Raw genomic sequence first — 26,196 nt, 5'->3', positions numbered from 1 at the left:
GGTCAGCTGACCTCGACCGGCCGCCGTGGGCGGCGGGCGAAGACCCAGGCCCGCATCGCCACGAACCGCAGCACCGTCACGACCAGGTTCGCCACCGTCAGCACCGCGACCTCCACCCCGCGGCTCGGCGACCCGCTCGCGTGCAGCAGCCACAGCGAGCCGGTGGTCACCCCGAGGCCGACCGCGAAGACGATCAGTCCCCGCAGCTGGTGACCCCAGGCTCCCGCCCGGCCGCGGACCCCGAAGGTCAGCCGTCGATTGACCGCGGTGTTGGCCACGGCCGTCAGCAGGAGCGCCAGCAGGTTGGCCGTGAACGACGACGTCCGGGTGCTCAGCAGCAGGAAGAGGACGGCGTACGCGACCGTCGACGCGACGCCCACCAGGGCGAACATCGCGACCTGCAGCCCGAGTCGACCGCCGCCGGCGTCGGCCGATGCGCGGCCGAGCCGTTCGGCCACGTCGGAGACCGGCAGGCGGCCGGAGACCAGGCCGCGGCCGACCCGGACGATGCCGCGGACGTCGGCGAGCGCCGTACGCACGATGTCGACCGAGCTGTCCGGGTCGTCGACCCAGTCGACGGGGACCTCGTGGATCCGCAGGCCGGCCCGCTCGGCGAGGACGAGGAGCTCGGTGTCGAAGAACCACGCGTCGTCCTCGACCAGTGGCAGCACCTCGCGGGCGACGTCGCCGCGGATCGCCTTGAACCCGCACTGGGCGTCGGAGAAGCGCGCGCGGAGCGTGCCGCGCAGCAGCAGGTTGTAGCCGCGCGAGATCAGCTCCCGCTTCGGCCCGCGCTCGACCCGCGACCCGCGGCCCAGCCGGGTGCCGATCGCCAGGTCGGAGTGCCCGCTGATCAGCGGGGCCACCAGCGGGAGCAGGGCGTTGAGGTCGGTCGAGAGGTCGACGTCCATGTAGACGAGGACGTCGGAGTCCGACCGGCTCCACACCCGCTTGAGCGCCCGGCCGCGGCCCTTCTCCGCGAGGTGGACGACGTGGACGTCGTCGTGCGCGTGCGCCAGGCGGCGCGCGATCACGGCGGTCCCGTCGGTGCTCGCGTTGTCGGCGATGGTCACCCGGAAGGTCCACGGCAGGGTCGCCAGGTAGCGGCGGACCCGCAGCACCGACGCGGCCAGGTCGCGCTCCTCGTTGAAGACCGGGATCACCACCTCGAGGGTCGTGGTCGCGGTGTCGGCGGCCGCGCCGGGCGGATCCCACGGCTCGGCGGTCACGACGCGCTCCCGGTGGTCAGGTCGTAGACCGTGACGCCGTCGACGGTGGTGGCGGTGAAGTTGTCGGCCACCCAGGCGGCGATCTCGCTGCTGCTGTTGCTGCCGCCCATCGACTGGCCGAAGTTGCTCCCGCTGCCGAGGAAGTAGTGGATCTCCCCGTCCTCGACGTACTGCTGGAACTGCGCCAGCGTCGGGCTCGGGTCCGACCCGTTGAAGCCGCCGATCGCCATCACCGGCTCCTCGGTCGCGAGCTGGTAGCCGGAGGCGTTGTTGGAGCCGACCGCGGCCGCGACCCAGGTGTAGTCCGACGCGTCCGCCTCGAGCAGCGCCGCCAGCTCGGCTCCCGGCTCGCTGCTGTTGAGCAGCCCGCCGGCGCCGCCTCCCTGCATCTGGCCCTGCATCTGGCCCTGCATCTGGCCCTGGGTCTGGCCCTGTTGCATCTGGGGCGGCGCCTGGCCGCCACCGGGGCGACCGCCACCACCGCCGGGGCCGCCGCCGAAGCCGTTGCCCGCGACGGTCGGTCCGGCGGTCGGGATGGAGCCGGTGTGCGCGGTCGACGCGGTCTGCACGGCGTACGCCGTGGGGCCGGCCAGCGAGGCGACGATCGCCACCGTGGCAGCGGCGACCGCGAGTCGGCGGGGCAGCCAGCGCAGTCCGAAGAGCGCGGCGGCGGCGAGCACGCCGACCACCAGCACCACCCAGCGCAGCCAGGGCAGGAAGTCGGTGCTGCGGCCCAGCAGGAAGAACGCCGTGACCGTGGTGATCGCGACGGCGACCGCCGCGACCGGCCCGGCCTCCCAGGACCGGCGGTGCTGCCGGACCAGGTGCGCGCCGATGCCGACGAGGGCGGCGACGGCGGGCGCGAGGGCCACGGTGTAGTAGGCGTGGAAGATGCCGGCCATGAAGCTGAAGGTCAGCCCGGTGACCAGCAGCCAGCCGCCCCAGAGGATCAGCGCGGCGCGCACCCGGTCGGTGCGCGGCCGGCGCGCGGTGAACCAGAAGCCCGCGACGAGCAGCACCAGCGCGGCCGGCAGCAGCCACGCGATCTGGCCGCCGATCTCGCTGTTGAAGAGCCGCCCGATCCCGGTCTCGCCCCACATCGACCCGCCGGCGCCGCCCGCACCGCCGCCGCCGACCGACCCGGTCTCGTCGCCGTTGAGCCGGCCGAGGCCGTTGTAGCCCAGCGTCAGCTCGAGGATCGAGTTGTCCTGCGAGCCACCGATGTACGGCCTGCTGGCGGCCGGCCAGAGCTCCACGATCGCGATCCACCACCCGGCGGCGAGGATCATCGAGCCGAAGGCGACCAACAGGTGCCCGATCCGCTTGAGGACCCGGGGCTGGCCCGCGACGAGGTAGACGAGCGCGAACGCCGGGAGCACCAGGAAGACCTGGAGCATCTTGGTCAGGAAGCCGAGCCCGACCAGCGCGCCGGCCAGGGCGATCCACCGCGCCGGGTGGCGGACGCCGTCCTCGACGGCACGAAGCACGGCGTACGCCGCCGCGACCATGAGCAGCACGAGCATCGCGTCGGGGTTGTTGAAGCGGAACATCAGCACCGCGATCGGCGTCAGCGCGAGGGCCGCGCCGGCGAGCAGGCCGGCCCACGCCGCTCCCGTCGTACGACGCACCGTCGCCGTCAGCAGCCACACGGCGAGGACGCCCTCCACCGCCTGGGGCACCAGGATCGACCAGGACGACAGCCCGAAGACCTTCACCGACAGCGCCATCGGCCAGAGCGCGAGCGGCGTCTTGTCGACGGTGATGGAGTTCGACGCGTCGGAGGAGCCGAAGAAGAACGCCTTCCACGACTCCGAGCCGGCCTGGACGGCCGCCGAGTAGAAGCTGTTGGCCCAGCCGGACGAGCTCAGCCCCCACAGGTACAGCACGGCGGTGCCGAGCAGCAGCACGGCGAGCGCCGGCCGGTAGTGGTCGCGGCGCGCGCGTGGCGGCGGCGCTGCGGGTGGGGCTGTGGTGTCGGGCGGCGTCAGTGTGGCGGTCATGCCTCCACGGTGGGGCGGGGTCTTGGCCGGACCCCGTGCCCGTTCTGTGGGCCTCCTGTGAGGCTAGAGGCCGCGCTCCCTCAGCCAGTCGGCGTCGGCGGTGTGCTCGCTCGCGCCGCCGGGCGTCTCCAGGACGACCGGCGCGCCGGCGTCGCGGACGACGGCGGCGAGCAGGTCGGGGTCGACCTTGCCGGCACCGAGGTTGGCGTGCCGGTCGGCGCCGGAGTCGAACTCGTCGCGGCTGTCGTTGCAGTGCACGAGGTCGATGCGGCCGGTGATCTTGAGGACGTCCTCGACCACGGTCTCCAGCGAGTTGCCGCCCGCGTGGGCGTGGCAGGTGTCCAGGCAGAAGCCGACCAGGTCGGCCTGCTCGGTGGGCGCGATCGCGTCCCAGACCCGGCCGATCCGCTCGAGGTAGCGGGTCATCGCGTTGTCGCCGCCGGCGGTGTTCTCGATCAGCAGCGGCAGCTTGAGGTCGGTCGCCTCGATGGCCTTGCGCCAGTTGTCGAAGCCCTTCTCCGGGTCGTCGTCCTTGTTGACGTGGCCGCCGTGGACGATCAGCCCGCGGGCGCCGATCGCGGCAGCGGCGTCGACGTGCTGCTGGAGCAGCTTGCGGCTCGGGATCCGGATCCGGTTGTTGGTCGTCGCGACGTTGACGATGTACGGCGCGTGCACGTAGAGGCCGATCCCCGCCGCCTCGGCGTCGGCCCTGAGGCCCTCCGCGCCGCCGGCGTACTGGAGCTCGGGGCCCTTGTATCCCTGCGGGTCGCCGAGGAAGAACTGCACGTGCGGGGCGTTGCGGGCCTGCGCCTCGGCGATCGGGTCGGCCTGGTCGACGTGGGCTCCGATGTCCATGCGGTCAGACTAGGCGGCCCCACCGACGGCGTACCCGGGCACGTCCTCGATCCGGTGCCAGACCGGGAGCCCGCGCTCCTCGGCGATCCGGACGTCCTGGTCGGCGCCGCGCGAGGCGCCCGGGAGCCGGAGCACCCCGTCGCAGTGCTGGAGCAGCCGCTCGGCGGTCGGGTACATCACCTGCTCCGCGAGCGGGTCGGCCAGGCCGTCGGCGCCGGCGCTGCGGAGCACGGGGAGCGCCACCCACTCGCCGATCATCGGCACGTGGCCGGCGCGGAAGAGCGGCCAGGCAGCGGACTCGAGGGCGGCCAGGTTGGCGGCGAGCAGGTCGGGGTCGTCGCCGGTCCCGGAGCGGTAGGGGCCGGCGATCAGGATCATCAGGGACGAGGTCATGGCCCGACATTAACGTGCAGAAACGTGAAAAAACAAGCAAGAACGTGCAGAGCGGTTAGAGTGACGCCGTGCTCGCCGCCCAACGCAAGGACCTGATCGTCACCACGCTGCGCGAGGACGGCAGGGTCGTCGCGAAGGAGCTCGCGGCCCGGCTCGACCTGTCCGAGGACACCATCCGGCGCGACCTGCGCGAGCTCGCGGCCGACGGCCTGCTGCACCGGGTGCACGGTGGCGCCCTGCCGGCCTCGCCCGCCGTCGCCGACTTCACGGCGCGCACGTCGATCGGCACCGGTGCGAAGGCGGAGGTCGGGCGGACGGCGGCGGCGCTGGTGCGCCCCGGGCAGACGGTCGCGATCGACGGCGGGACGACCGCGCGCGAGCTCGCCCGGGCGCTGCCCGCAGACCTGCGGGCCACCGTCATCACCCACAGCCCGACCATCGCTGTCGAGCTCTCCACCCACCCGACGGTCGAGGTGGTCATCGTGGGTGGGCGGCTGTTCAAGCACTCCGTGGTCGCCGCAGGCGCCCTGGCTCACGAGGCGATCGGCCGGGTGAGCGTGGACGCGTTCTTCCTCGGGGTCACCGGCATCCACCCGGTCGAGGGCCTCACCACGGGCGACGCCGACGAGGCCGCGATCAAGCGGGCCTGGAGCGAGCGCGCCGCCGAGACCTACGTCCTCGGGAGCGGGGAGAAGATCGGGACGGCCTCGGCGTTCGAGGTGGTGCCGCTGTCCTCGGTCGCGGCCGTCGTCACCGACGCGGCCGCGCCGGCCAGGGGCGTCGCCGACCTCCGCGCCGCCGGGGTGCGGGTGCTCGGCACCGACTGACCCGGCTCACGTCAGCATCAGCACGCACGCCGCCGCACAGGCGGCGATCACCGCCACCGAGACGGCGATGACGACGGACGGCCAGCGCTGACCATCCTCCGACATCGGCTCGCCGAGGCGGTCGGGCACGGCGGGCCACGGCCCGTCGACCGGCACGTCCAGGCGGCGCAGCCGCTCCAGGGCGGCGCCCGCGGTCGGCGGTCGCAGCTGGGGGTCGGGGTCGACCAGCGCCTCGACGAGCGGGCGCAGCGGGCCCTCCGGGACCATCGGTGCCCGGCCGGGCCGGGGCGGTCGCCCGGTGAGCAGCTGGGTGGCGACGACGCCCGCGGCGTACAGGTCCTGGCGGGGCTCGGGCGCCGCGCCCGCCGCCTGCTCGGGTGCCATGTAGCCGTCGGTACCGACCGCAGCCGGACCCCGGGTGAGCCGCACGTCGGCGACCGGCACCGCGACGCCGAAGTCGCCCAGCCGCAGGAAGGGAGGGCCGTCGCCCGTGGGCTCGAGCAGCAGGTTGGCCGGCTTCACGTCGCGGTGCACGACGCCGGCCGCGTGGACCGCCGCGAGCGCCTGGAGGAGCTGGTCGAGCAGGAGGACGACGTACGACGGTGGGAGCGGCCCGTGCTCGGTCAGCAGCTCGTCGACGGACCCGCCACGGACGAGGTCCATCGCGATCACGACCCGGTGGTCATCGGCGGCCCAGCCGGTCGGCGTGAGCACGTGCGGGTGCCGGATCCGCAGCGACTGCTCGCGCACGAAGCGCAGCAGCATGGCGCTGTCGTGGGCACCGAGGACCTTGGCCGCGACCACCTCGTCGCGGCTGCGGTCGTGCGCCCGCCAGACCGAGCCCATGCCGCCGGTGCCGACCTGGTCGAGCAGCTCGAAGCGGCCGGCGATCGGGGCCGTCGGACGGGGGTTGGTGGCGGGTGGCATCGTGGGGTTCCTACCCGCGGGAGCCGCGTTTATGACCGCAGGTCAGGGCGCTGTTAGCCTGGGGCGTTCTCTGCGTCGACCATCCGGGCCGACGTCGAGACGAAACGCATTTCCCTCCTGCCACGGAGAGTCCGTGGCCGCCCTAGCCCATAGGAGGTGGAGAACGAACATGCGTGCCTACGAAGTGATGGTCATTCTTGACCCGAGCATCGAGGAGCGGACCGTCGAAGGTTCGCTCGACAAGTACCTCAACGTGATCCGCAAGGACGGCGGCTCTGTCGAGTCCGTCGACGTGTGGGGACGCCGCCGGCTGGCCTACGAGGTCAAGAAGAACGCCGAGGGCATCTACGCCGTCATCACGCTGAACGCCGAGCCGGCCACGGTCAAGGAGTTCGACCGCCAGCTCACCCTCAACGAGTCCATCCTCCGCACGAAGGTCATGCGCCCCGACGCTCACTGAGCGCCGGACACCCTTCCTGTGGACGACCACTACCGCCTGTCGGCGCTTGCCGCGACGATGGGCCCACGTGGTCGGACGACTCTGATCAGAACCAACGCTTAGGGAGCATCCATGGCAGGCGAGACCGTCATCACGGTGGTCGGCAACCTCGTCGACGACCCGGAGCTGCGCTTCACCCCCTCGGGTGCGGCCGTGGCGAACTTCCGGATCGCGTCGACGCCGCGCACCTTCGACCGCCAGACCAACGAGTGGAAGGACGGCGACGCGCTGTTCCTCTCCTGCTCGGTGTGGCGGCAGGCGGCTGAGAACGTCGCCGAGTCCCTCCAGCGCGGCATGCGTGTCGTCGTGCAGGGACGCCTGAAGCAGCGCAGCTACGAGACCCGCGAGGGCGAGAAGCGCACTGTCGTGGAGCTCGAGGTCGACGAGGTCGGCCCGTCGCTGGCCTTCGCCACCGCCAAGGTCACCCGCGCCTCCCGCTCCGGCGGCGGCGGGGGCTACTCCGGCGGCGGACAGGGTGGCGGCCAGTCCCGCCCCCAGCAGTCCGGCGGCAACGACCCGTGGGCCACCCCGGCTCCCCAGGGTGGCGGCGGGGGCGGCCAGTCCGCTCCGGCCGGTGACCCGTGGGGTGCGCCCGGCGCGGGCTCCGACGAGCCTCCGTTTTAACGCCCCGTTGCCTCGCAAAGCGAGGCAACGGACCAGGCGGGAAGGTCGAGTAGCGGCACGGCTGAGCGAAGCGAAGCCGTGACCCGCGTATCGAGACCCCCGGGTTCTGATCCCAGCAACATCTGTCCGAAACACCCTCAACCATTCCGGCGCAACCCACTCGTGGGGCCGGGCTTCTAGAAAGGGAGCACCACAATGGCCAAGGCAGTGATTCGCAAGCCCAAGAAGAAGGTTTGCCAGTTCTGCAAGGAGAAGGCGACCGGCGTCGACTACAAGGACGCCACGCTGCTCCGCAAGTTCATCTCCGACCGCGGCAAGATCCGCGCGCGTCGGGTCACCGGCAACTGCGTCCAGCACCAGCGGGACGTCGCGATCGCGGTCAAGAACGCCCGTGAGGTCGCGCTGCTGCCCTACACGTCCACCGGTCGCTGAAGGGAGCTGACGACATGAAGCTCATCCTGACCCAGGAAGTCACCGGTCTCGGTGCCCCCGGCGACGTCGTCGAGGTGAAGGACGGCTACGGCCGCAACTACCTCGTCCCCCGCGGCCTCGCGCTGCGGTGGACCCGCGGCGGCGAGAAGCAGATCGAGTCGATCAAGGCCGCTCGCTCCTCGCGGGCCGTCCGCGACCTCGGCCACGCCGAGGAGATCAAGACCAAGCTCGAGGCCCAGGCCGTCGCCGTCAAGGTGCGCGCCGGGGCCGGTGGTCGTCTGTTCGGTGCGGTGACCGTGGGCGAGATCGCCGACGCGCTCTCCGAGACGTCCGGCGAGAAGGTCGACAAGCGCACGATCGTGGTCACGAACCCGATCAAGGCGCTGGGCAACCACGAGGTCGCCGTGAAGCTGCACGATGGCGTGTCCGCCACCGTCGCGCTGAACGTCATCCCCGCCTGACCCAGCTCAGTCGCACAGCAGGGCCGTTCCTCCTCCGGGAGGGGCGGCCCTGTTGCTGTGCTCGGCCTCCTCAGGCCCCGGTCACCATCCACGCGTCGCCCCGGGCCCGGCGCACCAGCACGACGAGACGGGCACCCATGAAGACGGCCGAGAACGCGACCCAGATGGCGACCAGGCCCGCGTCGTACGCCGCGAGGAGCAGCACCACCGGCGCGTAGGCGACCAGGGTGACCAGCCCGGCGCGGGCCAGGTAGCGTCCGTCGCCGGCACCGATCAGCACGCCGTCGAGCACGAACACGACGCCCGCGACCGGCTGGCCGAGCGCGGCCACGAGCAGCACGGGCACCAACAGGTCCTGCACGTCCTGGTCGCCGGTGAAGAGTCGGCCGACGACGGGGCTGACGACGGCGAGCAGGACGCCGGTCACGACGCCGCTGACCAGCCCCCACGTCACCATCCGCCGGGTCAGCTCGCGGGTGCCCGTGACGTCGCCGGCCCCGAGCGCGCGGCCGGTGATCGCCTGGGCGGCGATCGCGATCGCGTCCAGCACGAAGGCCAGGAACGTCCACAGCGTCATCGCGAGCTGGTGGGCCGCGAGGTCGACCTCCTGGTCGCGCGCGCCCAGGGCGGCGAGCGTCACGGCGTACGTCGTCAGCAGCAGCGCGGCGCGGAGCGTCAGCGTGCGGATGACGAGCGGCACCCCGGCCCGGCCGGCGGCCCGGATCCCGGGGAGGTCGGGCCGCAGGGACGCGCCTTGCCGGCGGGCGGCCCGGACGACGACCACGACGAACGCGGCGGCGCTCGCCGCCTGGGCGAGCACCGAGCCGAGCGCGGAGCCGGCGATGCCGAGGCCGACGGGGTAGACGAGCAGGAGGTTGAGCACGATGTTGAGCGCGTTGCCGGCCACCGCGACGACCAGGGGGGTGCGGGTGTCCTGGAGTCCGCGCAGCACACCGGTCGCGGCCAGCATGAGCAGCAGCGGCACGGCGCCGAGGAAGGCGATCCGCAGGTACGTCGCGGCCGGGTCGGCAACCTCGGCGGAGGCGCCGAAGAGGTGCACGAGCGGGCTCGCGAGGAGCACGCCGGCGACGGTGACGACCGCGCCGATGGCGACCGCGAGCCACAGGCCGTCGATGCCCTGGGTCAGGGCGCCGCGCAGGTCGCCCGCGCCGAGGTGGCGGGCCACGCTGCCCGTGGTGCCGTAGGCCAGGAAGACGCAGAGGCCGACCACCGTCTGGAGCACGGCCGCCGCGATGCCCAGGCCGGCGAGGGACGCGGTGCCGAGGTGGCCGACGATGGCGGCGTCCGCGAGCAGGAAGAGCGGCTCCGCGACCAGGGCGAGGAACGCGGGGAACGCGAGCCGCAGGATCTCGCGGTCGCGCGCCGTCCCGGTACTAGTCATCGTAAGAGTCATGCCTTGTCTATGGTCCGTACCAGACTAGTTATCAACACCTGTGGATGAACTCGGGATAACCCACGCTCGGACGCTATGTCGACTTATGACCAGGTAACACCGAGGTGACGTGTCCATGAACCAAGATCGGCCCCGGACTATTTTCCATGCACAGCTGTGAATGAGTGTCTTCGCAGGTCAGACAGCATATCGGGGACCGAGATCGGGTTTCGTCCACAGGTCGGTCCCCAGGTTGGTGCACACCCGCTGGCGTGTCGTCCACGAGCTATCCCCGGTTATCCCCAGCGGCTGTGGATAAGGGGCTGTCGCCGCGCCGCTCGGTGCCCGTAGCGTCGCGCGCGGTGACGGGCCAGAAGCAGTGTCGGTCGCCCCGAATATGATCGAACGCGTGTTCGACGGTGACCGTGATCGACAGGGACTGAGGGCCAGCAGATGAGCGTCGCGGAGCAGGATTCTCGGGGGCTTCCGGAGCCGCCGATGGACGACTGGGGCGACGGTCCCGCGTCGTACGCGCCCGGTGAGCGGCCGACCACGCCCGGCGACCGGACCCCGCCGCAGGACATGGCGGCCGAGCAGTCAGTGCTCGGCGCGATGCTGATCTCCAAGGACGCGATCGCCGACGTCACCGAGGTGATCCGGGGCGCCGACTTCTACCGGCCCTCCCACGAGGTCGTCCACGACGCGATCATCGACCTCTACGGCCGCGGTGAGCCGGTCGACATGGTCACTGTCGCCGCCGAGCTCCAGCGCCGGGGCGAGCTGCAGCGGATCGGCGGCGCGCCCTACCTGCACACGCTCTCGGCCAACGTGCCGATCGCCGCGAACGCCGGCTACTACGCCGAGATCGTCCGCGAGAAGGCGATGCTGCGCAAGCTCGTCGACGCCGGCACCAAGATCGTCCAGATCGGGTACGCCGGGGAGGGCCAGGTCGACGACATCGTCGACCAGGCGCAGGCCGAGGTCTACAAGATCACCGACAAGCGCGCGACGGAGGACTTCGCGCCGCTGAGCGACATCATGGACGGTGTCCTCGACGAGATCGAGGCGATCTCCAACCGCGAGGCGGGCCTCTACGGCGTCCCGACCGGCTTCGCCGACCTCGACGACCTGACCAACGGCCTGCACTCCGGTCAGATGATCATCGTCGCGGCGAGGCCTGCGATGGGCAAGTCGACGCTGGCGCTGGACCTGTGCCGGGCGGCGTCGATCCACAACAACCTGAGCAGCGTCTTCTTCAGCCTCGAGATGACGCGCTCCGAGATCACCATGCGGCTGCTCTCGGCCGAGGCGAAGGTGCCGCTCAACCACATCCGCAACGGCAACATGAACGACGACGACTGGGCCAAGCTCGCGCGCAAGATGGGCGAGGTGTCCTCGGCGCCGATGTTCATCGACGACTCGCCGAACATGACGATGATGGAGATCCGGGCCAAGGCCCGCCGGCTCAAGCAGCGCCACGACCTCAAGCTGATCGTGATCGACTACATGCAGCTGATGAGCTCGGGCAAGAAGGTGGAGTCCCGCCAGCTCGAGGTCTCGGAGTTCTCCCGGCAGATCAAGCTGCTCGCCAAGGAGCTCGAGCTGCCGATCATCGCGCTCTCCCAGCTCAACCGTGGTCCCGAGCAGCGCGGTGACAAGCGCCCGATGATGAGCGACCTGCGCGAGTCCGGCTCGCTCGAGCAGGACGCCGACATGGTGATCCTGCTGCACCGCGACGACGTCTACGAGAAGGAGTCGACCCGCCCCGGCGAGGCCGACCTGATCGTGGCCAAGCACCGCAACGGCCCCACCCGCGACATCACCGTCGCCTTCCAGGGCCACTACTCACGTTTCGTCGACATGGCCCACTGAGCGTGCTACGTCAGCGGGTCGTCGCGACGGCCGTGAGCCGGTCGCGCACGGCCTGCTCGGCCCGCTCGTAGACCGTCCTATCCTGGGCGCCGGCGACGGTCTCGGCGATCAGGCCGAGCCACTCCTCGTCGAGTGCGGCCAAGCCGGCCCCGCGCGAGGTCCGCACCGTCGCGTGAGCCGGACTTCTGCGACCCTGGGGGAGTGCCCGAGATCGAGGTCCGTCCGTACGACGTCGCCGACCGCGCCGAGCTCGTCGACGTGGTCTTCCAGGCGGCCGCGGAGGGAGCACCCGGCTCGGAGGTCTGGGGACACTCGGCCTCGCTCGCCGAGATCTACCTGACGCCGTACCTCGACCTCGAGCCCGCCTCGACGTTCGTCGTGCTCGCCAACGGCCGCCCGGCTGGCTACCTGGCCGGCTGCGTCGACGACGCGTCGTTCCCCAGCGAGGAGGCGAGGACCAAGGCGGCGATCAGGAAGTACGGGCTCTGGCGCCGGTCCGGCCCGCGCCGGTTCTTCCTGCGTGCGGCCTACGACTCCGCCGTGTGCCGGGTGCGTCGGGTCCCGGTCGCCGGCGGCTTCCACGACCCGCGCTGGCCGAGCCACCTGCACATCGACCTGATGCCGGCCGCGCGCGGCACCGGCGCCGCGGCGCGCCTGATGGAGCTGTGGTTCGAGCGCCTCCGCGAGGTCGGCTCACCCGGGTGCTACCTCCAGACGTCGTACGAGAACTCCCGTGCGATCGCGTTCTTCGAGCGCGCCGGCTTCCGACGGTACGGCGACACCCCGGTCGTGCCGGGGTCGCGCTTCGAGGGCGGGCGGATGCACGAGCAGGCGATGGTCCGCGAGGTCTAGCGAGCGGCCCGCCACTCGTCGGCGAGCAGCGCGTAGGTCATCCCGTCGAGCCAACCCTTGGTGCGGTGCAGCGAGTCCCGCACGGCGTACTCCTCGCGGCGCATCCCGAGCCGCTCCATCAGTCGCCACGACGGGGCGTTGTCGGCGAAGCAGAGCGCCTTCACGCGACGTACACCGAGGTCCTCGAACGCGATGCGCAGCAGCTCCCGGGCAGCCTCCGTCGCCAGGCCCTGGCCCTCGCGCGCCGGGTCGAGGACCCAGCCGATCTCGGCGACCGAGCCCTTCGCCCGGTCGGCGACGTCGCTCTGCGCCCAGGCGTCGCCGACGTGGAGGTAGAGGTCGCCGATGACCTCGTCGTCGAGCTCCATGACGAGCGTCGTCGACAGGCGCAGCGGCTCGGCCATCAGCTCGGCGAAGCGGTCCCGGTCGCTGAAGTCGTGCCCGAGCCACTCGAAGACCGACGGGATCCGCCGGACCCGCCACAGCGGGTCGACGTCGTCGAGCGTCGCCGGCCTGATCGAGAGCCGCTCGGTGCGCACCGGCCAGCTGACCGCGCTGAGGTCCTGGGGATCCTGCGTCATGGGCCCAGTCTCGCGCCTCGCGGGTCGCGGGCGGGACTCGTTTACGGTGGACGGGTGCCGATCCCACGTCCTCGCCCGGCCGTCCTCGCCGGCTGCGTGCTGGTCGTGGCGCTCGCGCTCGCGGCCGGTGTCGCGTGGTGGGCGGCGAGCGGTGGCAGTGATGGCTACGACCACGCCCTCCAGCGGTACGGCGAGGAGCGCGGCGAGGCCAACCGCTACGTCAACCTCCCCGACGGGGACGCCCAGCTGGCCTACGGCTCGCCGGACGGTCACCGGCTCGTGGTCCAGTGGCGCGACCCCGACGGCCACGGCTGGACCGCGCCGGAGACTCTCTACGAGAGCCGTCGCCTGACTGCGATCGACAGCGTCATCCGCTACGCGGGTGGCACGGTCGCGATCGTCGAGACGTACACGCCCGACACCTCGAACGACCAGGACGACGGTGACATCGACGTCGTCATGGTCTGCCGCGACCGCACCTGCACCCCCGGTCGGACCGAGCCCGGCTACGCGTCCGACGAACCGCAGCTGAGCGCCGACGGCGGGGTCGTCTACCTCGGCCAGACCCGCCGGGCCGCCCTGGTGTGGACCGACGACGACGGGTTCGACGCGTGGCCCTGGTCGGGCCTGCCGGACGAGGACCGCTCCGCGACGTCCGAGACGCTGCTCGCGCCGGACGGCTCGATCCGGATGGTGACGGGGACGCCGTCGCCCGGCGCCTGCACGTACGCCCTGCGCGCGAGCACCCCGGGCGACGCGGCTCTGGTGGAGGTCGCACGGACGACCGAGCGAGCGCCGGTCGACGACTGCGGCACCTACCTGGACACCTTCAGCCCCGACTGGGTGAGCACCCACCCGGACGACCCGCGCGGCACGGCCTTCTGGTTCGTGCGCGACGGCGACGACTGGTCCACGACGCGCGAGGATCCCAGCGGCCTGGTGGCGCTGCACGTGCCGCGCGGTGGCTGCTGCGAGCTGGGGATCGCGGGCTTCATCCACTGGAACGACGTCGCCTTCGGCTCGCCCGACGGTCACCGGATCAGTGTGCAGACGCACTTCCAGGGCGAGGAGTCGTGGGAGTCGCAACAGCTCCTCGACGGGGCGCCCGCGGGCTACCGGTGCACCTGGATCGACGGCCACGAGGTCGACGAGGGCTTCGCGCTGCTGCTCACCTGTCACTCCGGCCCGGTCACCAGCAAGAACCAGTTCCGCGGTGACGCCTACGCGCTCGCGGTCACGACCGACCTGCGGCACTGGGAGACGAGGTTCGTGTCCGACGTACGCCGCGACCCGGTGCTCGACGACGAGGGTGTGACGATCGTCGGTACGCCGCGCACGCACTGGTCGCCCGGGACCGGGTTCAGCGAGAGACGTACACCTTCCGCAGCGTCTCGGTGACCGTCCAGGTCGTGCGCTCGCCGGCCCGGAGCCGGACCGCGACGCCCGGGGCGAGGTCGATCTCCTCACCGTCCTCGAACCGGACGGTGCCGCGGCCCGACAGCATCACGCACACCTCGTCGACCTCGGTGTCCTCGGCGACCCCGGGCACCATCTCCCACAGCCCCACCTCGAGACCGCCGAGGTCCGCGATCGGCAGCGTGCGCTGGGGTCCCAGGTCGGCGGTCAACGCGTCGGACGTCAGCACACGACTCATGAGTCGAACCCTAGGCCCGCGGCGTCGAGGGTGCGCAGGAACAGGTTGCGACGTCCCTCACGGTGGTCGGCGCGGTCCAGCGACCAGCGCGTGGCGTTGATCCCGACCGCCGCGAACGGCTCGGGCGGGAAGGGCAGCGGCTTGCGGCGCACCATCTCCAGCCGGGTGCGCTCGGTCGACAGCCCGGACAGCCGGTCCAGCATCACCTCGGCGGCGAACCGCGTCGCGCCGACGCCCAACCCGGTGAACCCGGCGGCGTACGCCACCCGCCCGCGCGACGCCAGCCCGTGGAAGGCGACGAACTGCGTGGACGTGTCGATCGCGCCGGCCCAGCGGTGCGTGAAGGTCAGCCCCTCCAGCTGCGGGAAGGCCGCGAGGAAGTGCGAGGCGAGCGCGCTGAACGTCGCCGGGCGCTCCTCGTACGACGCACGCACCCGGCGCCCGGCGTGGTAGACCGCGTCGTACCCGCCCCACAGGATCCGGTTGTCGGCGGTGAGCCGCGAGTAGTGGAACTGGTTGGCCAGGTCCCCGAGCCCCTGGCGGTGGCCCCAGCCGACCGACGCGAGCTGTGCGGCCGACAGCGGCTCGGTCATCAGGACGTAGTCGTAGACCGGCACGGTGAGCATCCGGGTGCGCCGCAGCAGCGACGGGAAGACGTTGGTGGCGAGCGCCACCCGGTCGGCGGTGACCGAGCCGCTGGTCGTGCGCACGACGACCGGCCCGCGGGTCGGGGCGTCGAACCCGGTGACCCGGGTCTGCTCGTGCACCTCGACGCCGAGGTCGGTGGCGACCCGGGCGAGCTCGCGGGCCAGGCGGGCGGGGTGGACCAGTGCGCAGGTGTCGCGCTCCCACTCCCCGGCGAGGAAGAGCGGGCTGTCGATCTCGGCGCGCACCGCGGCGCGGTCGAGCGCGTGCGGCCCGAGCCACGCGACCTGGTGCTCCTCGACGGCGACCGCGAGCTGGCCGGTGCGCTCGTACTGGCAGTCGATGCCGAGCTCGCGCACGTCCGCCTCGAAGGCGTCCAGGTTGGCGAGGCCGAGCCGCTCGAGCTCGTCGTACTCGTCGGGCCAGCGGGACCGGCCGTTCTCCTCACCGTGGGTGAGGCTGGCCTCGCAGAAGCCGCCGTTGCGCCCGGACGCCGCCCAGCCGATCGTGCTCGCCTCGAGCAGCACCACCCGGGCGCCGGGGTTGCGGCGCTTCGCGAGCACCGCCGTCCACAGCCCGCAGTAGCCGCCGCCGACGACCACGAGGTCGGCCTCGGTCGCGCCGGAGAGGGCGTCGTACGTCGTGCCCGGCGCGTCCTCGAGCCAGAAGACGGAGTGCCGCGACGGCGCCAGCGCGGCCTCGACCGCGGCCGGCGCCGGCGCGTTGCGCTCGTACGCCGTCTGCCTAGCCGGCATGCACGTCGCCGGCCTTGAGCGCCTCGTCGAGGATCGCCAGACCTTCCCGCGCCTCGTCGTCGCTCATCGTGCACGGCGGCACGACGTGGATCCGGTTGGTGTTGGAGAAGGGCAGCAGGCCCGCGGACTTGCAGGCCGCGACCACGTCGTTGACGCCGGCCGGCGACAGCATCGCCCGCGAGTCCGGGTCGGTCACCAGGTCGAGCGCCCAGAAGGCACCCACGCCACGCACCTCGCCGACGCACGCGTGCCGCTCGGCGATCTCGGCCAGGCCCGGCCCGAAGATCTCGCGGCCGAGCCGGTCGGCGTTCTCGACGATGCCCTCGTCGCGCATCGTGTGGATCGTGGCAACCGCGGCCGCGCAGGCCAGCGGGTGGCCCGAGTAGGTCAGCCCGCCGGGGTACGGCGTGTGGTCGAAGGTCGCCGCGATCTCGTCGCTGATGATCACGCCTCCGAGCGGCACGTAGCCCGAGTTCACGCCCTTGGCGAAGGTGATCAGGTCGGGGCGGACGTCGTACCGGTCCAGCGCGAGCCAGGTGCCGGCGCGGCCGAAGCCGGCCATCACCTCGTCGAGGATGAGCTTGATGCCGTGCTCGTCGCAGAGCGCGCGGACGCCGGCGAGGTAGCCCGGCGGCGGAGCGAAGATGCCGGCCGTGCCCGGGATCGTCTCGAGCAGGATCGCCGCGATCGTCGACGGTCCCTCGGCCTCGATGGTGCGGCGCAGGTGGGCGAGCGCGCGCTCGCACTCCTCCTCCTCGGTCGTCGCGTGGAACTCCGAGCGGTAGAGGAACGGCCCGAAGAAGTGCACGGCTCCGGCGGTCGCGGTGTCGTTGGCGAAGCGGCGCGGGTCGCCGGTCAGGTTGATCGCGGTCTGGGTGCCGCCGTGGTAGCTGCGGTAGGCCGTCAGCACCTTGAAGCGGCCGGTCTGCAGCCGCGCCATCCGGACGGCGTGCTCGTTGGCGTCGGCGCCGCCGTTGGTGAAGAAGACCTTCGTGAAGCCGTCGGGCGCGATCTCGCTGATCAGCTCCGCGGCCTGGGCACGCTGCTCGTTGGCGAACGCCGGCGCGATCGTGCAGAGCCGGTCGGCCTGCTCCTTGATCGCGGCGACCACGCGCGGGTGCTGGTGGCCGATGTTGGTGAAGACCAGCTGGCTGGAGAAGTCGAGGTAGCGGCGGTCCTCGTCGTCCCAGACGTAGGACCCGCGGGCCGCCGTGATGACCATCGGGGTGATCTCGGCCTGCGCGGACCAGGAGTGGAAGACGTGCTTGCGGTCCAGCTCGTACGTGGCGCTCATCGTCGTGCTCCTCAGCTGTTCTTCGGGAAGGCGAGCTCGAGGCCGCCGGCGGTCGCGGGGTCGGGCCACCGCGTCGTGACCACCTTGCCCCGGGTGAAGAAGTGCACACCCTCGGTGCCGTGGGCGTGGGTGTCGCCGAAGAGCGAGGCCTTCCAGCCGCCGAAGGAGTAGTAGGCCATCGGCACCGGGATCGGCACGTTGACGCCGATCATGCCGACCTGCACGTCCTGCTCGAAGGCGCGCGCGGCGCCGCCGTTGCTGGTGAAGATCGCGGTGCCGTTGCCGTACTTGTTGGCGTTCACCAGGTCGAGCGCCTCCTGGTAGGTGTCCGCGCGGACGACGCTGAGCACCGGGCCGAAGATCTCGTCGGTGTAGACGCTCATCGTCGGCGTGACGTGGTCGAAGAGCGTCGGCCCGAGCCAGAAGCCGTCGGCCGCGCCCGCGGCGTCGACCTCACGGCCGTCGACGACGAGGGTCGCGCCCTCGGCCTCGCCGGCGTCGACGTACGACGCCACCTTGTCGCGGTGCACCTTGGTGACCAGGGGCCCCATGTCGGTGTCGTGCGCACCGTCGCCGATCTGGAGCGTGTCGGTGCGCTCGACGATCTTCTGCACGAGGGTGTCGCCGGTGTCGCCGACGGCGACCACGACGCTGATCGCCATGCAGCGCTCGCCGGCCGAGCCGTAGCCGGCGCTCACGGCCGCGTCGGCGGCCAGGTCGAGGTCGGCGTCGGGCAGCACGACCATGTGGTTCTTGGCGCCGCCGAGGGCCTGCACCCGCTTGCCGGCGCGGCTCGCGCGCTCGTAGACGTACTCGGCGATCGGGGTGGAGCCGACGAAGCTGATCGACGCGACGTCCGGGTGGTCGAGCAGCCCGTCGACGGCGACCTTGTCGCCCTGGAGGACGGTGAAGACGCCGTCGGGCAGGCCGGCTTCGCGCCACAGCTCGGCCATCCAGATCGCGGCGGACGGGTCCTTCTCGCTGGGCTTGAGGACGACTGCGTTGCCGGCGGCGATCGCGATGGGGAAGAACCACATCGGGACCATGGCGGGGAAGTTGAAGGGGCTGATGATGCCGACGACGCCGAGTGGCTGGCGGATGCTCTTCACGTCGACGCCGGTCGAGACCTGCGGCGAGTTGCCGCCCTTGAGCAGGTGCGGGATGCCGCACGCGAACTCGACGACCTCCTGGCCTCGGGCCACCTCACCCAGGGCGTCCGAGTGCACCTTGCCGTGCTCGGCGGTGATGATCGCGGCCAGCTCCTCCTTGCGGGAGTTGAGCAGCTCGCGGAAGCGGAAGACCACCTGGGTGCGGGCGCTCACCGAGGTCTGGGCCCAGTCGGTCGACGCCTTCTTGGCGCCGGCGACCGCGGCCTCGATCTCCTCGGGGCCGGCGAACGCGACCTGCGCGGTCACCTTCCCGGTGGCCGGGTTGGTCACGTCGCCGACCCGGCCGCTCGTGCCGGGGTGGGCCTTGCCGTCGATCCAGTGCGCGATGGTGGTCATGGTGTCATCGTCGCGTCCGCACCCCGGGAGAGCGAGGGACAGAGCGTCGCCCCTCCGGAAGGTGGAGCGACAGACCGTCAGTCGATCATTCGCGGACGAGCGTGCGCACCGCCTTGCGGTCGGTCTTGCCGACGCTCGTCAGGGGCACCGCGTCGACCACCAGGACCTCCCGCGGGTACTTGTACTTCGCGAGGTGCGACCGGGCGAACTCGATCAGCTCCTCGGGCGTCGCCTCTGCGCCGGGCGCCAGCGACACGACCGCGATCACCTCCTCGCCGCTCTTGGCGTCGGGCCGGCCGACGACAGCCGCCGCGGAGACCGCGGGGTGGCCGACCAGCACGTCCTCGACGTCGCGCGGGAAGACGTTGAAGCCACCGCGGATGATCAGGTCCTTGACCCGGTCGACGACGTAGAGGAAGCCGTCCTCGTCGAGGTGGCCGACGTCGCCGGTGTGCAGCCAGTCGTCGACGATCGCCGCCGCGGTCTGCTCGGGCTCCTGCCAGTAGCCCATCATCACGCCGGGCCCGGCGATGCAGATCTCGCCGTCCTCGCCGGTGGCGACCGGGGCTCCGAGCGGGTCGAGGATCGCCAGCCGGACGTGCGGCGCCGGCTTGCCGACGCTGCCGGGACGGTTGTCGTCGACCGTCGAGGCCGTGGCGATCGCCGTGCTCTCCGTGAGGCCGTAGCCCTCGAGGATGGTGACCCCGAAGGCGGTCTCCACCTTCTCGCGCAGGTGCGGCAGCAGTGGCGCGCCACCGGAGCCGAAGGAGACCAGCGAGCCCAGGTCGTAGTCGGCGTACGGCTGGTCGAGCAACATCTGCATCATCGACGGCACGACCGGGCTGGTCTCCAGCCGGTGCTCCTGCACCAGCTCCAGCCAGCCCTGCGGGTCGAACCAGCGTTGCATCACCGACACGTGCTGCCGGTCTGAGTGCAGCCCCGCGACCAGGACGTTGAGGCCGAAGGCGTGCGACAGCGGCAGGGGGAGCAGCGACCGGGTGGTCCCCGTGGTCCGGGCGACGTCGTTCATGCCGCGGCCCGCGTGCCACAGCCCGTGGTGGCTGAGCATGACGCCCTTGGCGCGACCCGTGGTGCCGCCGGTGTAGAGCAGGGCCGCGAGGTCGTCGTCGGCCCGGGGCACGATCTCGCCCGGCTCGTGCTCCTCGAGCGAGGAGAACGTCACCGCGTCCACGCCCTCGGGTACGTCGCCCGCGACGATCAGCTGCAGGTCGAGCCCCTCCGCCGAGCCGACGACCATCGGCACCAGCTCCGGGCTGACGATGGCGGCCTTCGCCCCGGAGTTCTCGAGGATGTGGCGCAGCTCGGTCGGCGTCTGCAGGAAGATCACCGGTGTCACGACCGCACCCGCGCGCCAGATCGCGTGGTAGCCGACGAACACCTCGGGGGTGTTCATGGTCAGCACGATGACCCGGTCGCCCGGTCCGATGCCCAGCGACGCGAGCCCCGACGCCGTCCGCCGGGCGCGGGTGAGGATCTCGCCGGAGGTGTGCCAGGTGCCCTCGAAGAGCAGCTGGTCGTAGTTGCCGAGACGCTCGAGGGACTGCTCCGCGAGCAGTGCCAGGTGGTGCTCGCCGAGCCCGCTCATGCCGACACCTGCGCCATCGCGAGCCGGGCGACCTCGTCGTACGCGTCGACGTCGTCACCGAGCAGGAACCGGTCCACCTTCGCCCGTCGCCAGAAGAGGTGGGCGTCGTGCTCCCAGGTGAAGCCGATCCCGCCGTGCACCTGGACCACCGTCTCAGCGGCCTGCTCCAGCGTGGTCGCCGACGCCGCCTTCGCCGCGGCCGCGGCGAGCGGCAGCTCGTCCGGCGCCTGGTCGGCCGCCCAGGCGGCCCACCACACCAGCGACCTGAGCTGCTCGACCTGCACGTAGACGTCGACCAGCGAGTGCTTCACGGCCTGGTAGGAGCCGATCGCGCGACCGAAGGCCATGCGCTGCTGGGCGTACTCGACCCCGATCTCGAGCGCGCGGCTCGCGGCGCCGAGGCCCTCTGCGGCCAGCACCACGCGGCCCACGCGCTCGGCGTGCTCCCAACGCAGCCGGGCATCGGTGGCCACGACCGCGAGGTCGTCGCCGAGCTCCACGTCGCCCAGCCCGCGCGTCGGGTCGATCGCGTCCCGGACCGTGGCCCGGCCACCGGCGAGCACCACCTCGTCGCCCCTCAGCGCCAGGAACTGCTCGGCACCAGCCGCGTCGAGGGTCGGGGCGGACCCGTCCACGACGGCGACCGCCAGCGAGCCGTCGGCGAGGGCCGCGAGACGCTCCTGGTCACCGGCGAGCAGCACGGCGGCGCGGGCGTAGGTGACCAAGGACGGCCCGGCGAGCACCCGGCCGGCCTGCTCCGCCACGACCGCGAGGTCGAGCACCGACCCGCCACCGCCGCCGGCGTCCTCGGGCACCGTGATGGTCGCGAAGCCGCTCTCCACGAGCGCGGCCCGCCCCGGCGCGACGTCGGCGCCGTCGTCGAGCGCGGCCCGCGAGTCGCTCGGCGACGCGGCCTTCACCAGGAAGTCTCGGGCCGCCGCAGCGAGGTCGCGCTGCTCGTCGTCCAGGTCGAAGTTCATGCGAGGCTCTCCTTGAACGTGATGCCCTTGTCGGCGCGCGGCTCGGCGGGCAGGCCCAGCACCCGCTCGCCGATGATGTTGCGGAGCACCTCGTTGGTGCCGCCCGCGATGGCCATGCCCGGCAGCACGGCCTGGAGGTCCTGCCACCCGCGCGAGCCGTCGGCGGTGGCGGCGTACGCCGCGTCGTGGCCGAGCACGCGGACCGCGAGGTCGGCGAGGTCGCGGGCGACCTGGGTGCCGGAGAGCTTGCCGGCCGACGCCTCCGGACCCGGCAGCTCGCCCTTGCTGATCTTGGACAGCAGCCGGTAGCCCGTGTAGCGGTTGGCGAGCGCGGCGACGTACGACCGCCCGAGCTGCTGGCGGGCCAGGGCCTGCCGTCCCTCGGGCAGGGCGTCGAGGTGCGCGGCGACGTGCTCGACGACGGTCACGGCGCTGGCGCCGATCTCGGTGCCGCCGCCGCCGAGGGAGAGGCGCTCGCTCATCAGGGTGGTCAGGGCGACCCGCCAGCCGTCCCCGACGTCGCCGAGGCGCTCGCTGTCCGGCACGACCACGTCGTCGAAGAAGACCTCGTTGAAGTCCGCGCCACCACTCATCTGGCGCAGCGGTCGCACGGTCACGCCGGGCGCCTTCATGTCCACGACGAACATGGTCAGGCCGCGGTGCTTGGCGACGTCGGGGTCCGTGCGGGTGAGCAGGATGCCGTAGTCGGCGACGTGCGCCAGGGTCGTCCACACCTTCTGCCCGCTGATCCGCCAGCTGCCGTCCTCGGTGCGCACCGCCTTGGTCCGCAGCGCTGCGAGGTCGCTGCCGGAGGCCGGCTCGCTGAAGAGCTGGCACCAGACGTCGTCGGCACGCAGCAGCCGCCGGAGGTAGCGCGACCGCTGGTCGTCGCTGCCGTGGTGGATGACGGTGGGCCCACACATCCCGATGCCGATCAGGTTGATCAGACCGGGTACGTCGGCGCGCGCCATCTCCTGGTCGATGATGGCCTGCTGCATCGGCGTGCCGCCCTGGCCGCCGGCCTCGGTCGGCCAGGTGACGCCGACCAGCCCGCCGTCGTACAGCAGGGCCTGGCGCTGGCGCGCGGTCACGTCGTCGAGCTCGCGCCGCCCGGTCCGTTCGCCGAGCTCGCTGCGGTGCTCCTCGAGGAACGCGCGCACCTGGCTGCGCCAGGCGGCCTCGTCCGGGGTGTCGTCGAAGTCCATGGTGGCCTCTCGGGCTAGTCGCGGACGAGGTCGATCGGCTGCCCGTCCTTGGGGAAGGGGAGCGAGTGGTTGTCGAGCGGGGCGACGTACGACGGGTCGACGCTCCAGTGGTAGCCGCGCAGGAGCCGGTGCATGATCGCCTTGACCTCGGCGCCGGCGAAGTAGAGGCCGATGCACTTGTGCACGCCGCCACCGAAGGGCGACCACGCGAACCGGTGCGACTTGTCCTCGCGGCGCTCGGGGGAGAAGCGGTCCGGGTCCCACTCGGTGGGGTTCGTCCAGTAGTCCTCGAGCAGGTGCGAGAGCTGGATGCCGACCACGACGTCCTTGTCGGCCGGGATCCGCACGCCCTGGACGACGGTCTCCTTCACCGTCTTGCGCACGACGACCGGCACGGGCGCACGCAGCCGCAGCGCCTCCTTCATCACCAGGTCGATCGACGGGAGCGCCTCGAGCTCGGCCAGCGTCGGCTCGGGACCGAGCGCCAGCGACTCCTGACGGCAGCGCTCCTGCCACTCCGGGTGCTGGCCGAGGTACTGCAGGATCGTCGACGTCGTGATGGTCGAGGTGTCGTGCGCGGCCATCATCAGGAAGATCATGTGGTTGACGACGTCGTCGTCGGTGAACCGCTCGCCGTCCTCGGTCTCGATGTGGCAGAGCACCGAGAAGATGTCGTCGGTGCGGGTCGCCCGGCGCGCCGGCAGGTAGCCGCGCAGGAACTCCTCGAGCACCCGGCGGCCGCGGTAGGCGCGGCCCCAGCGCGTGTACGGCACGTCGGCGCGGATGATGCCGGCCGCGGCCTGGACGCAGGCGATGAAGGCGCGGTTGACCTCCTCCATCTCCTCGCGGCTCGTGGACTCCGCGCCGCCCATGAAGATGTCGGCGGCGATGTCGAGCGTCAGCTGCTTCAGCTTCCAGTACGCCTGGAAGCCCGCGTCGGTGTCCCACTCCGCCATGCCCGCCTCGATCGCGGGGTGCATGCGGGCGGCGTACGCCTCGAGCCGGTCGCGCGTGAACGCCTCCTGCATGATCCGCCGGTGCACGTGGTGCTCGTCGAAGTCGATGAGCATCAGGCCGCCGCCGAAGAAGGGCCCGACCAGGCGGGTCCAGGCCGGCTGGTTGGCGAACGCCTTGTCCTTGTTGACCAGCGCGGCCTCGACGGCGTCGGGTCCGAGCAGCATGACGGCCTCGTTGTTGAGCGCCTTGAACGGCGCGACCGGGCCGTAGGTGTCGTACTGGTGGCGCATCATCGCGACCGGGTCGCGTGCGTACTCGAAGATCCGGCCGAGGAGGGGCAGACCCCGGTCCTCGCGGTGCTGTCGAGGGATCTCCAGCAGCGGAGTGGTCATGGTCACACCCTGAATCAGGAAGGATGCCCTGTCAACCTTCTGTGAGACGCTGCTGCCATGGCCGTCCAGTCAGGCGTCTACCGCGGCGTGAGCGCGGAGGAGCGCGCCGCCGAGCGCCGGGCCCGGCTGCTGAAGGCGACGCTCGCCGTGTGGGCCGACCCCGCGGTGAGCACGACGATGACCAACGTCTGCGGACGGGCCGGCCTGTCCGAGCGCTACTTCTACGAGAGCTTCGCCAACCTGGACGCCGCGCTGACCGCCGTGCTCGACGAGGTCGCCACCGAGATCGAGACGACCACCCACCAGGCCGCCGAGGACGCCGGGACCGAGCCGGCCGCCCGTGCCGTCGCCTCGGTCAGCGCCTTCGTGCAGCTGCTGGTCGACGACCCGCGCAAGGGCCGGGTCGCGATCGTCGAGGCGGCCGCGATGCCGGCGCTGCGACCGCGTCGGACCGAGCTGATGCGGCACTTCGCCCACCGGACGGCCGAGGCGGCGGGCGAGCTGGACCTCGCGCCGCGCAGCGGCGCCGAGGACGAGCTGGCCGGGCTGCTCTTCATCGGCGGGGTCGCCGAGCTGGTGACCGCGTGGCTCGACGGCGCGGTCGACGCGACGCCCGACGAGCTGGTCGCGATCGCCGCCCGGAGCTTCCTCGGTCTCTACCGCTGACGCGACGCTTCGTCGGCGTACGGCGTCAGCGGGCGACGCACCGTCGTAGGCTCGGCGCATGGCCGTCACCGTCCGCGAGGCGCTCGCGCTGCCCGTGCTCGCCGCGGGCGACCCGGCGGTGCTGGGCGGCGAGGCCGGGCTCGACACCGTGCTGCGGTGGGTGCACGTCTCGGAGGTCCGCGACGTCGGCGCGGTGCTCTCCGGGCACGAGCTGGTGCTGACCACCGGGCTGGGCATGGCCGCCTCCGCCGACGCGGCGGCCGACTTCGTCGGGCAGCTCGTCGAGGTCGGGGCCGCCGGGCTGGTGGTCGAGCTCAGCGCGGCGTACCCCTCGGTGCCGGAGTCGGCGCTGCGGCGGGCCCGAGCGGCCGGGCTGCCGGTGGTGGTGCTCAACCGCAAGGTCCGCTTCGTCGAGGTCACCGAGCAGGTGCACCGGGCGATCGTGGCCGAGCAGTTCGAGGAGGTCCGGTTCGCCGGCCAGGTGCACGAGACGTTCACCGGGCTCGGGCTGGCGCGGGCGCCGATGGAGCGCCTGGTCGAGGCCGCCGCCGACCTCGCCGGTGGCTCGGTCGTGCTCGAGGACCTCTCCCGCCGGGTGCTCGTCGCGGCGCCGCGGGACGAGCCGGTCGACCGCCTGCTCGTCGACTGGGAGCGGCGCTCGCGGCTCACCCCCTTCCCGCACGGCACCGAGGTCGGTGGCCCCGAGGGCTGGCTGACCACCCCGGTCGGGATCCAGGGCGGTGCCTGGGGGCGGCTGGTCCTGACGGTCCCGCACGACCGGGCGCGTGCCCGGCTGGTGACCGAGCGCGCCGCGCAGGCGCTCGAGCTCGGCCGGATGATCGAGCGCGACGAGACCTCGATCCAGCTGCGCGTGCACGGCGGCTTCCTGCTCGACCTCCTCGACGGCCGGCTCGGCACCGAGGCCGCCGCGGCCGCGCGGCTGCGCGCGCTCGGCGTGCCCGAGTCGCCGGCGTACGTCGGCGTGGTCGCCCGGCTGCGCTCCGAGGCACCGGTCGAGCGGCTGGTCGCCGCCCTGACCGAGGTGCCCGGCCTCGTCGGCGTGCTCGACGCGGTCCACGTGGGGCTGCTGGTCCCGGCCGACGTGGACCTGGACGCCGCGGCCCGCGCGCTGGCCGCCGTCGAGCCGGACGCCGTGCTCGCCGCCGGTCCGCCGGTCGACGGCGTGCTCGTGTCCGCGACGTCGCTGCGCTCGGCCCGGGTCGTCTCCGACGTCGCGAGCACGCTGCCGGCGTACGACGGATGCGTGCGGCAGAGCGACATCCGGCTGCCGGGGCTGCTGATGTCGCTGCGCGAGGACGCGCGGGTCCAGGAGTTCGCCGAGGCCGAGCTCGGCCGGCTGCTCGAGCACGAGGCGCGGCACGGGTCGGGGCTGGTCGACCTGCTCCGGCAGTTCCTCGCGGTCGGCGGCAACAAGGCCGAGCTGGCCCGGGCGGCGCACCGCAACCGCACCTCGCTCTACCCCGCCCTGCGCCGGCTCGAGGACCTGGTCGGGCACCCCCTCGACGACCCGGCGTCCCGGCTCTCCCTCGGGGTCGCGCTGCTGGCCTACGACCAGGGCCGCGAGCTGTAGC

26 protein-coding genes are annotated in these 26,196 nt (G+C 72.4%); 10 read left to right on the top strand and 16 right to left on the bottom strand.

Annotated features, from left to right (window positions below; all coding sequences use genetic code 11):
* Window positions 1-2 precede the first annotated feature (2 nt).
* The 4 genes from ACFPYL_RS00835 to ACFPYL_RS00820 all read right to left on the bottom strand — a co-directional run bounded on the left by ACFPYL_RS00835 (window position 3) and on the right by ACFPYL_RS00820 (window position 4,477).
* Window positions 3-1,229 (bottom strand): glycosyltransferase, encoded by a 1,227-nt coding sequence (locus tag ACFPYL_RS00835; protein ID WP_379149392.1) that lies wholly within the window; start codon window positions 1,227-1,229, stop codon window positions 3-5.
* A complete protein-coding gene (locus ACFPYL_RS00830) occupies window positions 1,226-3,229 on the bottom strand; it encodes an ArnT family glycosyltransferase (RefSeq protein ID WP_379149390.1) in 2,004 nt (667 codons plus the stop codon). The genes ACFPYL_RS00835 and ACFPYL_RS00830 overlap by 4 nt, the downstream gene beginning before the upstream one ends.
* 63 nt (window positions 3,230-3,292) lie before the next feature.
* Window positions 3,293-4,084 (bottom strand): deoxyribonuclease IV, encoded by a 792-nt coding sequence (locus tag ACFPYL_RS00825; RefSeq protein ID WP_379149388.1) that lies wholly within the window; start codon window positions 4,082-4,084, stop codon window positions 3,293-3,295.
* Between the two features lie 9 nt (window positions 4,085-4,093).
* Window positions 4,094-4,477: a DUF4406 domain-containing protein gene (locus ACFPYL_RS00820; RefSeq protein ID WP_379149386.1), complete on the bottom strand. Its 384-nt coding sequence runs from the start codon at window positions 4,475-4,477 to the stop codon at window positions 4,094-4,096.
* 68 nt (window positions 4,478-4,545) lie between these two features.
* On the opposite strand from ACFPYL_RS00820, the gene ACFPYL_RS00815 reads away from it, so the two are divergent.
* The gene (locus ACFPYL_RS00815) at window positions 4,546-5,304 is read left to right on the top strand and encodes a DeoR/GlpR family DNA-binding transcription regulator (RefSeq protein WP_379149384.1); all 759 of its coding nucleotides are present in this window, start codon (window positions 4,546-4,548) and stop codon (window positions 5,302-5,304) included.
* 6 nt (window positions 5,305-5,310) lie between these two features.
* Here ACFPYL_RS00815 and ACFPYL_RS00810 read toward each other — a convergent pair whose 3' ends face one another.
* Entirely contained in the window at window positions 5,311-6,231 is a 921-nt protein-coding gene (locus ACFPYL_RS00810; protein WP_379149382.1) for a serine/threonine-protein kinase, read from the bottom strand.
* Window positions 6,232-6,400: 169 nt separating this feature from the next.
* On the opposite strand from ACFPYL_RS00810, the gene rpsF reads away from it, so the two are divergent.
* From rpsF to rplI, 4 genes are all read left to right on the top strand, one after another.
* On the top strand, window positions 6,401-6,691 hold the full coding sequence (gene rpsF, locus ACFPYL_RS00805) for a 30S ribosomal protein S6 (RefSeq protein WP_028643766.1): 291 nt from the start codon (window positions 6,401-6,403) through the stop codon (window positions 6,689-6,691).
* A gap of 111 nt (window positions 6,692-6,802) precedes the next feature.
* Window positions 6,803-7,354, top strand: a complete 552-nt coding sequence (locus ACFPYL_RS00800; protein ID WP_379149380.1) for a single-stranded DNA-binding protein — start codon at window positions 6,803-6,805, stop codon at window positions 7,352-7,354.
* A gap of 195 nt (window positions 7,355-7,549) precedes the next feature.
* A complete protein-coding gene (gene rpsR / locus ACFPYL_RS00795; protein WP_008355445.1) occupies window positions 7,550-7,786 on the top strand; it encodes a 30S ribosomal protein S18 in 237 nt (78 codons plus the stop codon).
* A 14-nt stretch (window positions 7,787-7,800) separates the two neighbouring features.
* On the top strand, window positions 7,801-8,247 hold the full coding sequence (gene rplI, locus ACFPYL_RS00790) for a 50S ribosomal protein L9 (protein WP_379149378.1): 447 nt from the start codon (window positions 7,801-7,803) through the stop codon (window positions 8,245-8,247).
* A 70-nt stretch (window positions 8,248-8,317) separates the two neighbouring features.
* Here the strand turns inward: rplI and ACFPYL_RS00785 are convergent, their stop codons facing one another.
* Window positions 8,318-9,649, bottom strand: coding sequence for an MATE family efflux transporter (locus ACFPYL_RS00785; protein ID WP_379149376.1), 1,332 nt, complete (start codon window positions 9,647-9,649; stop codon window positions 8,318-8,320).
* A gap of 489 nt (window positions 9,650-10,138) precedes the next feature.
* Here ACFPYL_RS00785 and dnaB point away from each other — a divergent pair, with 489 nt between their 5' ends.
* Entirely contained in the window at window positions 10,139-11,512 is a 1,374-nt protein-coding gene (gene dnaB, locus ACFPYL_RS00780; RefSeq protein WP_056156552.1) for a replicative DNA helicase, read from the top strand.
* Window positions 11,513-11,522: 10 nt separating this feature from the next.
* Here dnaB and ACFPYL_RS00775 read toward each other — a convergent pair whose 3' ends face one another.
* Window positions 11,523-11,654 (bottom strand): hypothetical protein, encoded by a 132-nt coding sequence (locus ACFPYL_RS00775; RefSeq protein WP_379149374.1) that lies wholly within the window; start codon window positions 11,652-11,654, stop codon window positions 11,523-11,525.
* Window positions 11,655-11,713: 59 nt separating this feature from the next.
* Between ACFPYL_RS00775 and ACFPYL_RS00770 the strand changes: the two genes are divergently transcribed.
* Window positions 11,714-12,364: a GNAT family N-acetyltransferase gene (locus ACFPYL_RS00770; RefSeq protein ID WP_379149372.1), complete on the top strand. Its 651-nt coding sequence runs from the start codon at window positions 11,714-11,716 to the stop codon at window positions 12,362-12,364.
* Here the strand turns inward: ACFPYL_RS00770 and ACFPYL_RS00765 are convergent.
* Entirely contained in the window at window positions 12,361-12,945 is a 585-nt protein-coding gene (locus tag ACFPYL_RS00765) for a GNAT family N-acetyltransferase (protein WP_379149370.1), read from the bottom strand. The genes ACFPYL_RS00770 and ACFPYL_RS00765 overlap by 4 nt on opposite strands.
* Before the next feature lie 54 nt (window positions 12,946-12,999).
* Here ACFPYL_RS00765 and ACFPYL_RS00760 point away from each other — a divergent pair, with 54 nt between their 5' ends.
* Complete coding sequence (locus ACFPYL_RS00760; protein ID WP_379149368.1) at window positions 13,000-14,343, top strand: hypothetical protein; 1,344 nt, start codon at window positions 13,000-13,002, stop codon at window positions 14,341-14,343.
* Here ACFPYL_RS00760 and ACFPYL_RS00755 read toward each other — a convergent pair.
* From ACFPYL_RS00755 to ACFPYL_RS00720, 8 genes are all read right to left on the bottom strand, one after another.
* Entirely contained in the window at window positions 14,306-14,599 is a 294-nt protein-coding gene (locus ACFPYL_RS00755; RefSeq protein ID WP_379149366.1) for a cupin domain-containing protein, read from the bottom strand. The two genes, ACFPYL_RS00760 and ACFPYL_RS00755, sit on opposite strands and share 38 nt — an antisense overlap.
* Window positions 14,596-15,999, bottom strand: coding sequence for an NAD(P)/FAD-dependent oxidoreductase (locus tag ACFPYL_RS00750; RefSeq protein WP_379149364.1), 1,404 nt, complete (start codon window positions 15,997-15,999; stop codon window positions 14,596-14,598). The genes ACFPYL_RS00755 and ACFPYL_RS00750 overlap by 4 nt, the downstream gene beginning before the upstream one ends.
* Complete coding sequence (locus ACFPYL_RS00745; protein WP_379149363.1) at window positions 15,989-17,293, bottom strand: aspartate aminotransferase family protein; 1,305 nt, start codon at window positions 17,291-17,293, stop codon at window positions 15,989-15,991. Before ACFPYL_RS00745 ends, ACFPYL_RS00750 begins: the two co-directional genes overlap by 11 nt.
* An 11-nt stretch (window positions 17,294-17,304) precedes the next feature.
* Window positions 17,305-18,798 carry a CoA-acylating methylmalonate-semialdehyde dehydrogenase gene (locus ACFPYL_RS00740; protein WP_379149361.1) on the bottom strand — a complete coding sequence of 498 codons (1,494 nt, stop codon included), beginning with the start codon at window positions 18,796-18,798 and terminating at the stop codon, window positions 17,305-17,307.
* Window positions 18,799-18,883: 85 nt separating this feature from the next.
* On the bottom strand, window positions 18,884-20,404 hold the full coding sequence (locus ACFPYL_RS00735; protein WP_379149359.1) for a class I adenylate-forming enzyme family protein: 1,521 nt from the start codon (window positions 20,402-20,404) through the stop codon (window positions 18,884-18,886).
* Window positions 20,401-21,384 (bottom strand): acyl-CoA dehydrogenase family protein, encoded by a 984-nt coding sequence (locus ACFPYL_RS00730; protein WP_379149357.1) that lies wholly within the window; start codon window positions 21,382-21,384, stop codon window positions 20,401-20,403. The genes ACFPYL_RS00735 and ACFPYL_RS00730 overlap by 4 nt, the downstream gene beginning before the upstream one ends.
* Window positions 21,381-22,589, bottom strand: coding sequence for an acyl-CoA dehydrogenase family protein (locus ACFPYL_RS00725; protein WP_379149355.1), 1,209 nt, complete (start codon window positions 22,587-22,589; stop codon window positions 21,381-21,383). The genes ACFPYL_RS00730 and ACFPYL_RS00725 overlap by 4 nt, the downstream gene beginning before the upstream one ends.
* 14 nt (window positions 22,590-22,603) lie before the next feature.
* On the bottom strand, window positions 22,604-23,938 hold the full coding sequence (locus ACFPYL_RS00720; protein WP_379149353.1) for a cytochrome P450: 1,335 nt from the start codon (window positions 23,936-23,938) through the stop codon (window positions 22,604-22,606).
* A 57-nt stretch (window positions 23,939-23,995) separates the two neighbouring features.
* On the opposite strand from ACFPYL_RS00720, the gene ACFPYL_RS00715 reads away from it, so the two are divergent.
* Both ACFPYL_RS00715 and ACFPYL_RS00710 read left to right on the top strand, forming a co-directional pair.
* Window positions 23,996-24,604: a TetR/AcrR family transcriptional regulator gene (locus tag ACFPYL_RS00715; protein ID WP_379149351.1), complete on the top strand. Its 609-nt coding sequence runs from the start codon at window positions 23,996-23,998 to the stop codon at window positions 24,602-24,604.
* A gap of 58 nt (window positions 24,605-24,662) precedes the next feature.
* Window positions 24,663-26,195 carry a PucR family transcriptional regulator gene (locus ACFPYL_RS00710; RefSeq protein WP_379149349.1) on the top strand — a complete coding sequence of 511 codons (1,533 nt, stop codon included), beginning with the start codon at window positions 24,663-24,665 and terminating at the stop codon, window positions 26,193-26,195.
* The last annotated feature ends 1 nt before the right edge of the window (window position 26,196 follow it).

Source organism: Nocardioides hankookensis, from assembly GCF_042658885.1.
GTDB lineage: Bacteria > Actinomycetota > Actinomycetes > Propionibacteriales > Nocardioidaceae > Nocardioides > Nocardioides hankookensis.
This window is presented reverse-complemented; position numbering and strand designations above follow the sequence as displayed.

Bases quoted from the DNA above. Each gene is read 5' to 3' on its own strand.
- ACFPYL_RS00830 (WP_379149390.1), bottom strand. From the start codon at position 3,229: ATGACCGCCACACTGACGCCGCCCGACACCACAGCCCCACCCGCAGCG.
- ACFPYL_RS00825 (WP_379149388.1), bottom strand. From the start codon at position 4,084: ATGGACATCGGAGCCCACGTCGACCAGGCCGACCCGATCGCCGAGGCG.
- ACFPYL_RS00820 (WP_379149386.1), bottom strand. From the start codon at position 4,477: ATGACCTCGTCCCTGATGATCCTGATCGCCGGCCCCTACCGCTCCGGG.
- ACFPYL_RS00810 (WP_379149382.1), bottom strand. From the start codon at position 6,231: ATGCCACCCGCCACCAACCCCCGTCCGACGGCCCCGATCGCCGGCCGC.
- rpsF (WP_028643766.1), top strand. From the start codon at position 6,401: ATGCGTGCCTACGAAGTGATGGTCATTCTTGACCCGAGCATCGAGGAG.
- ACFPYL_RS00800 (WP_379149380.1), top strand. From the start codon at position 6,803: ATGGCAGGCGAGACCGTCATCACGGTGGTCGGCAACCTCGTCGACGAC.
- rpsR (WP_008355445.1), top strand. From the start codon at position 7,550: ATGGCCAAGGCAGTGATTCGCAAGCCCAAGAAGAAGGTTTGCCAGTTC.
- rplI (WP_379149378.1), top strand. From the start codon at position 7,801: ATGAAGCTCATCCTGACCCAGGAAGTCACCGGTCTCGGTGCCCCCGGC.
- ACFPYL_RS00785 (WP_379149376.1), bottom strand. From the start codon at position 9,649: ATGACTAGTACCGGGACGGCGCGCGACCGCGAGATCCTGCGGCTCGCG.
- dnaB (WP_056156552.1), top strand. From the start codon at position 10,139: ATGGACGACTGGGGCGACGGTCCCGCGTCGTACGCGCCCGGTGAGCGG.
- ACFPYL_RS00765 (WP_379149370.1), bottom strand. From the start codon at position 12,945: ATGACGCAGGATCCCCAGGACCTCAGCGCGGTCAGCTGGCCGGTGCGC.
- ACFPYL_RS00755 (WP_379149366.1), bottom strand. From the start codon at position 14,599: ATGAGTCGTGTGCTGACGTCCGACGCGTTGACCGCCGACCTGGGACCC.
- ACFPYL_RS00750 (WP_379149364.1), bottom strand. From the start codon at position 15,999: ATGCCGGCTAGGCAGACGGCGTACGAGCGCAACGCGCCGGCGCCGGCC.
- ACFPYL_RS00745 (WP_379149363.1), bottom strand. From the start codon at position 17,293: ATGAGCGCCACGTACGAGCTGGACCGCAAGCACGTCTTCCACTCCTGG.
- ACFPYL_RS00740 (WP_379149361.1), bottom strand. From the start codon at position 18,798: ATGACCACCATCGCGCACTGGATCGACGGCAAGGCCCACCCCGGCACG.
- ACFPYL_RS00735 (WP_379149359.1), bottom strand. From the start codon at position 20,404: ATGAGCGGGCTCGGCGAGCACCACCTGGCACTGCTCGCGGAGCAGTCC.
- ACFPYL_RS00730 (WP_379149357.1), bottom strand. From the start codon at position 21,384: ATGAACTTCGACCTGGACGACGAGCAGCGCGACCTCGCTGCGGCGGCC.
- ACFPYL_RS00725 (WP_379149355.1), bottom strand. From the start codon at position 22,589: ATGGACTTCGACGACACCCCGGACGAGGCCGCCTGGCGCAGCCAGGTG.
- ACFPYL_RS00720 (WP_379149353.1), bottom strand. From the start codon at position 23,938: ATGACCACTCCGCTGCTGGAGATCCCTCGACAGCACCGCGAGGACCGG.
- ACFPYL_RS00715 (WP_379149351.1), top strand. From the start codon at position 23,996: ATGGCCGTCCAGTCAGGCGTCTACCGCGGCGTGAGCGCGGAGGAGCGC.
- ACFPYL_RS00710 (WP_379149349.1), top strand. From the start codon at position 24,663: ATGGCCGTCACCGTCCGCGAGGCGCTCGCGCTGCCCGTGCTCGCCGCG.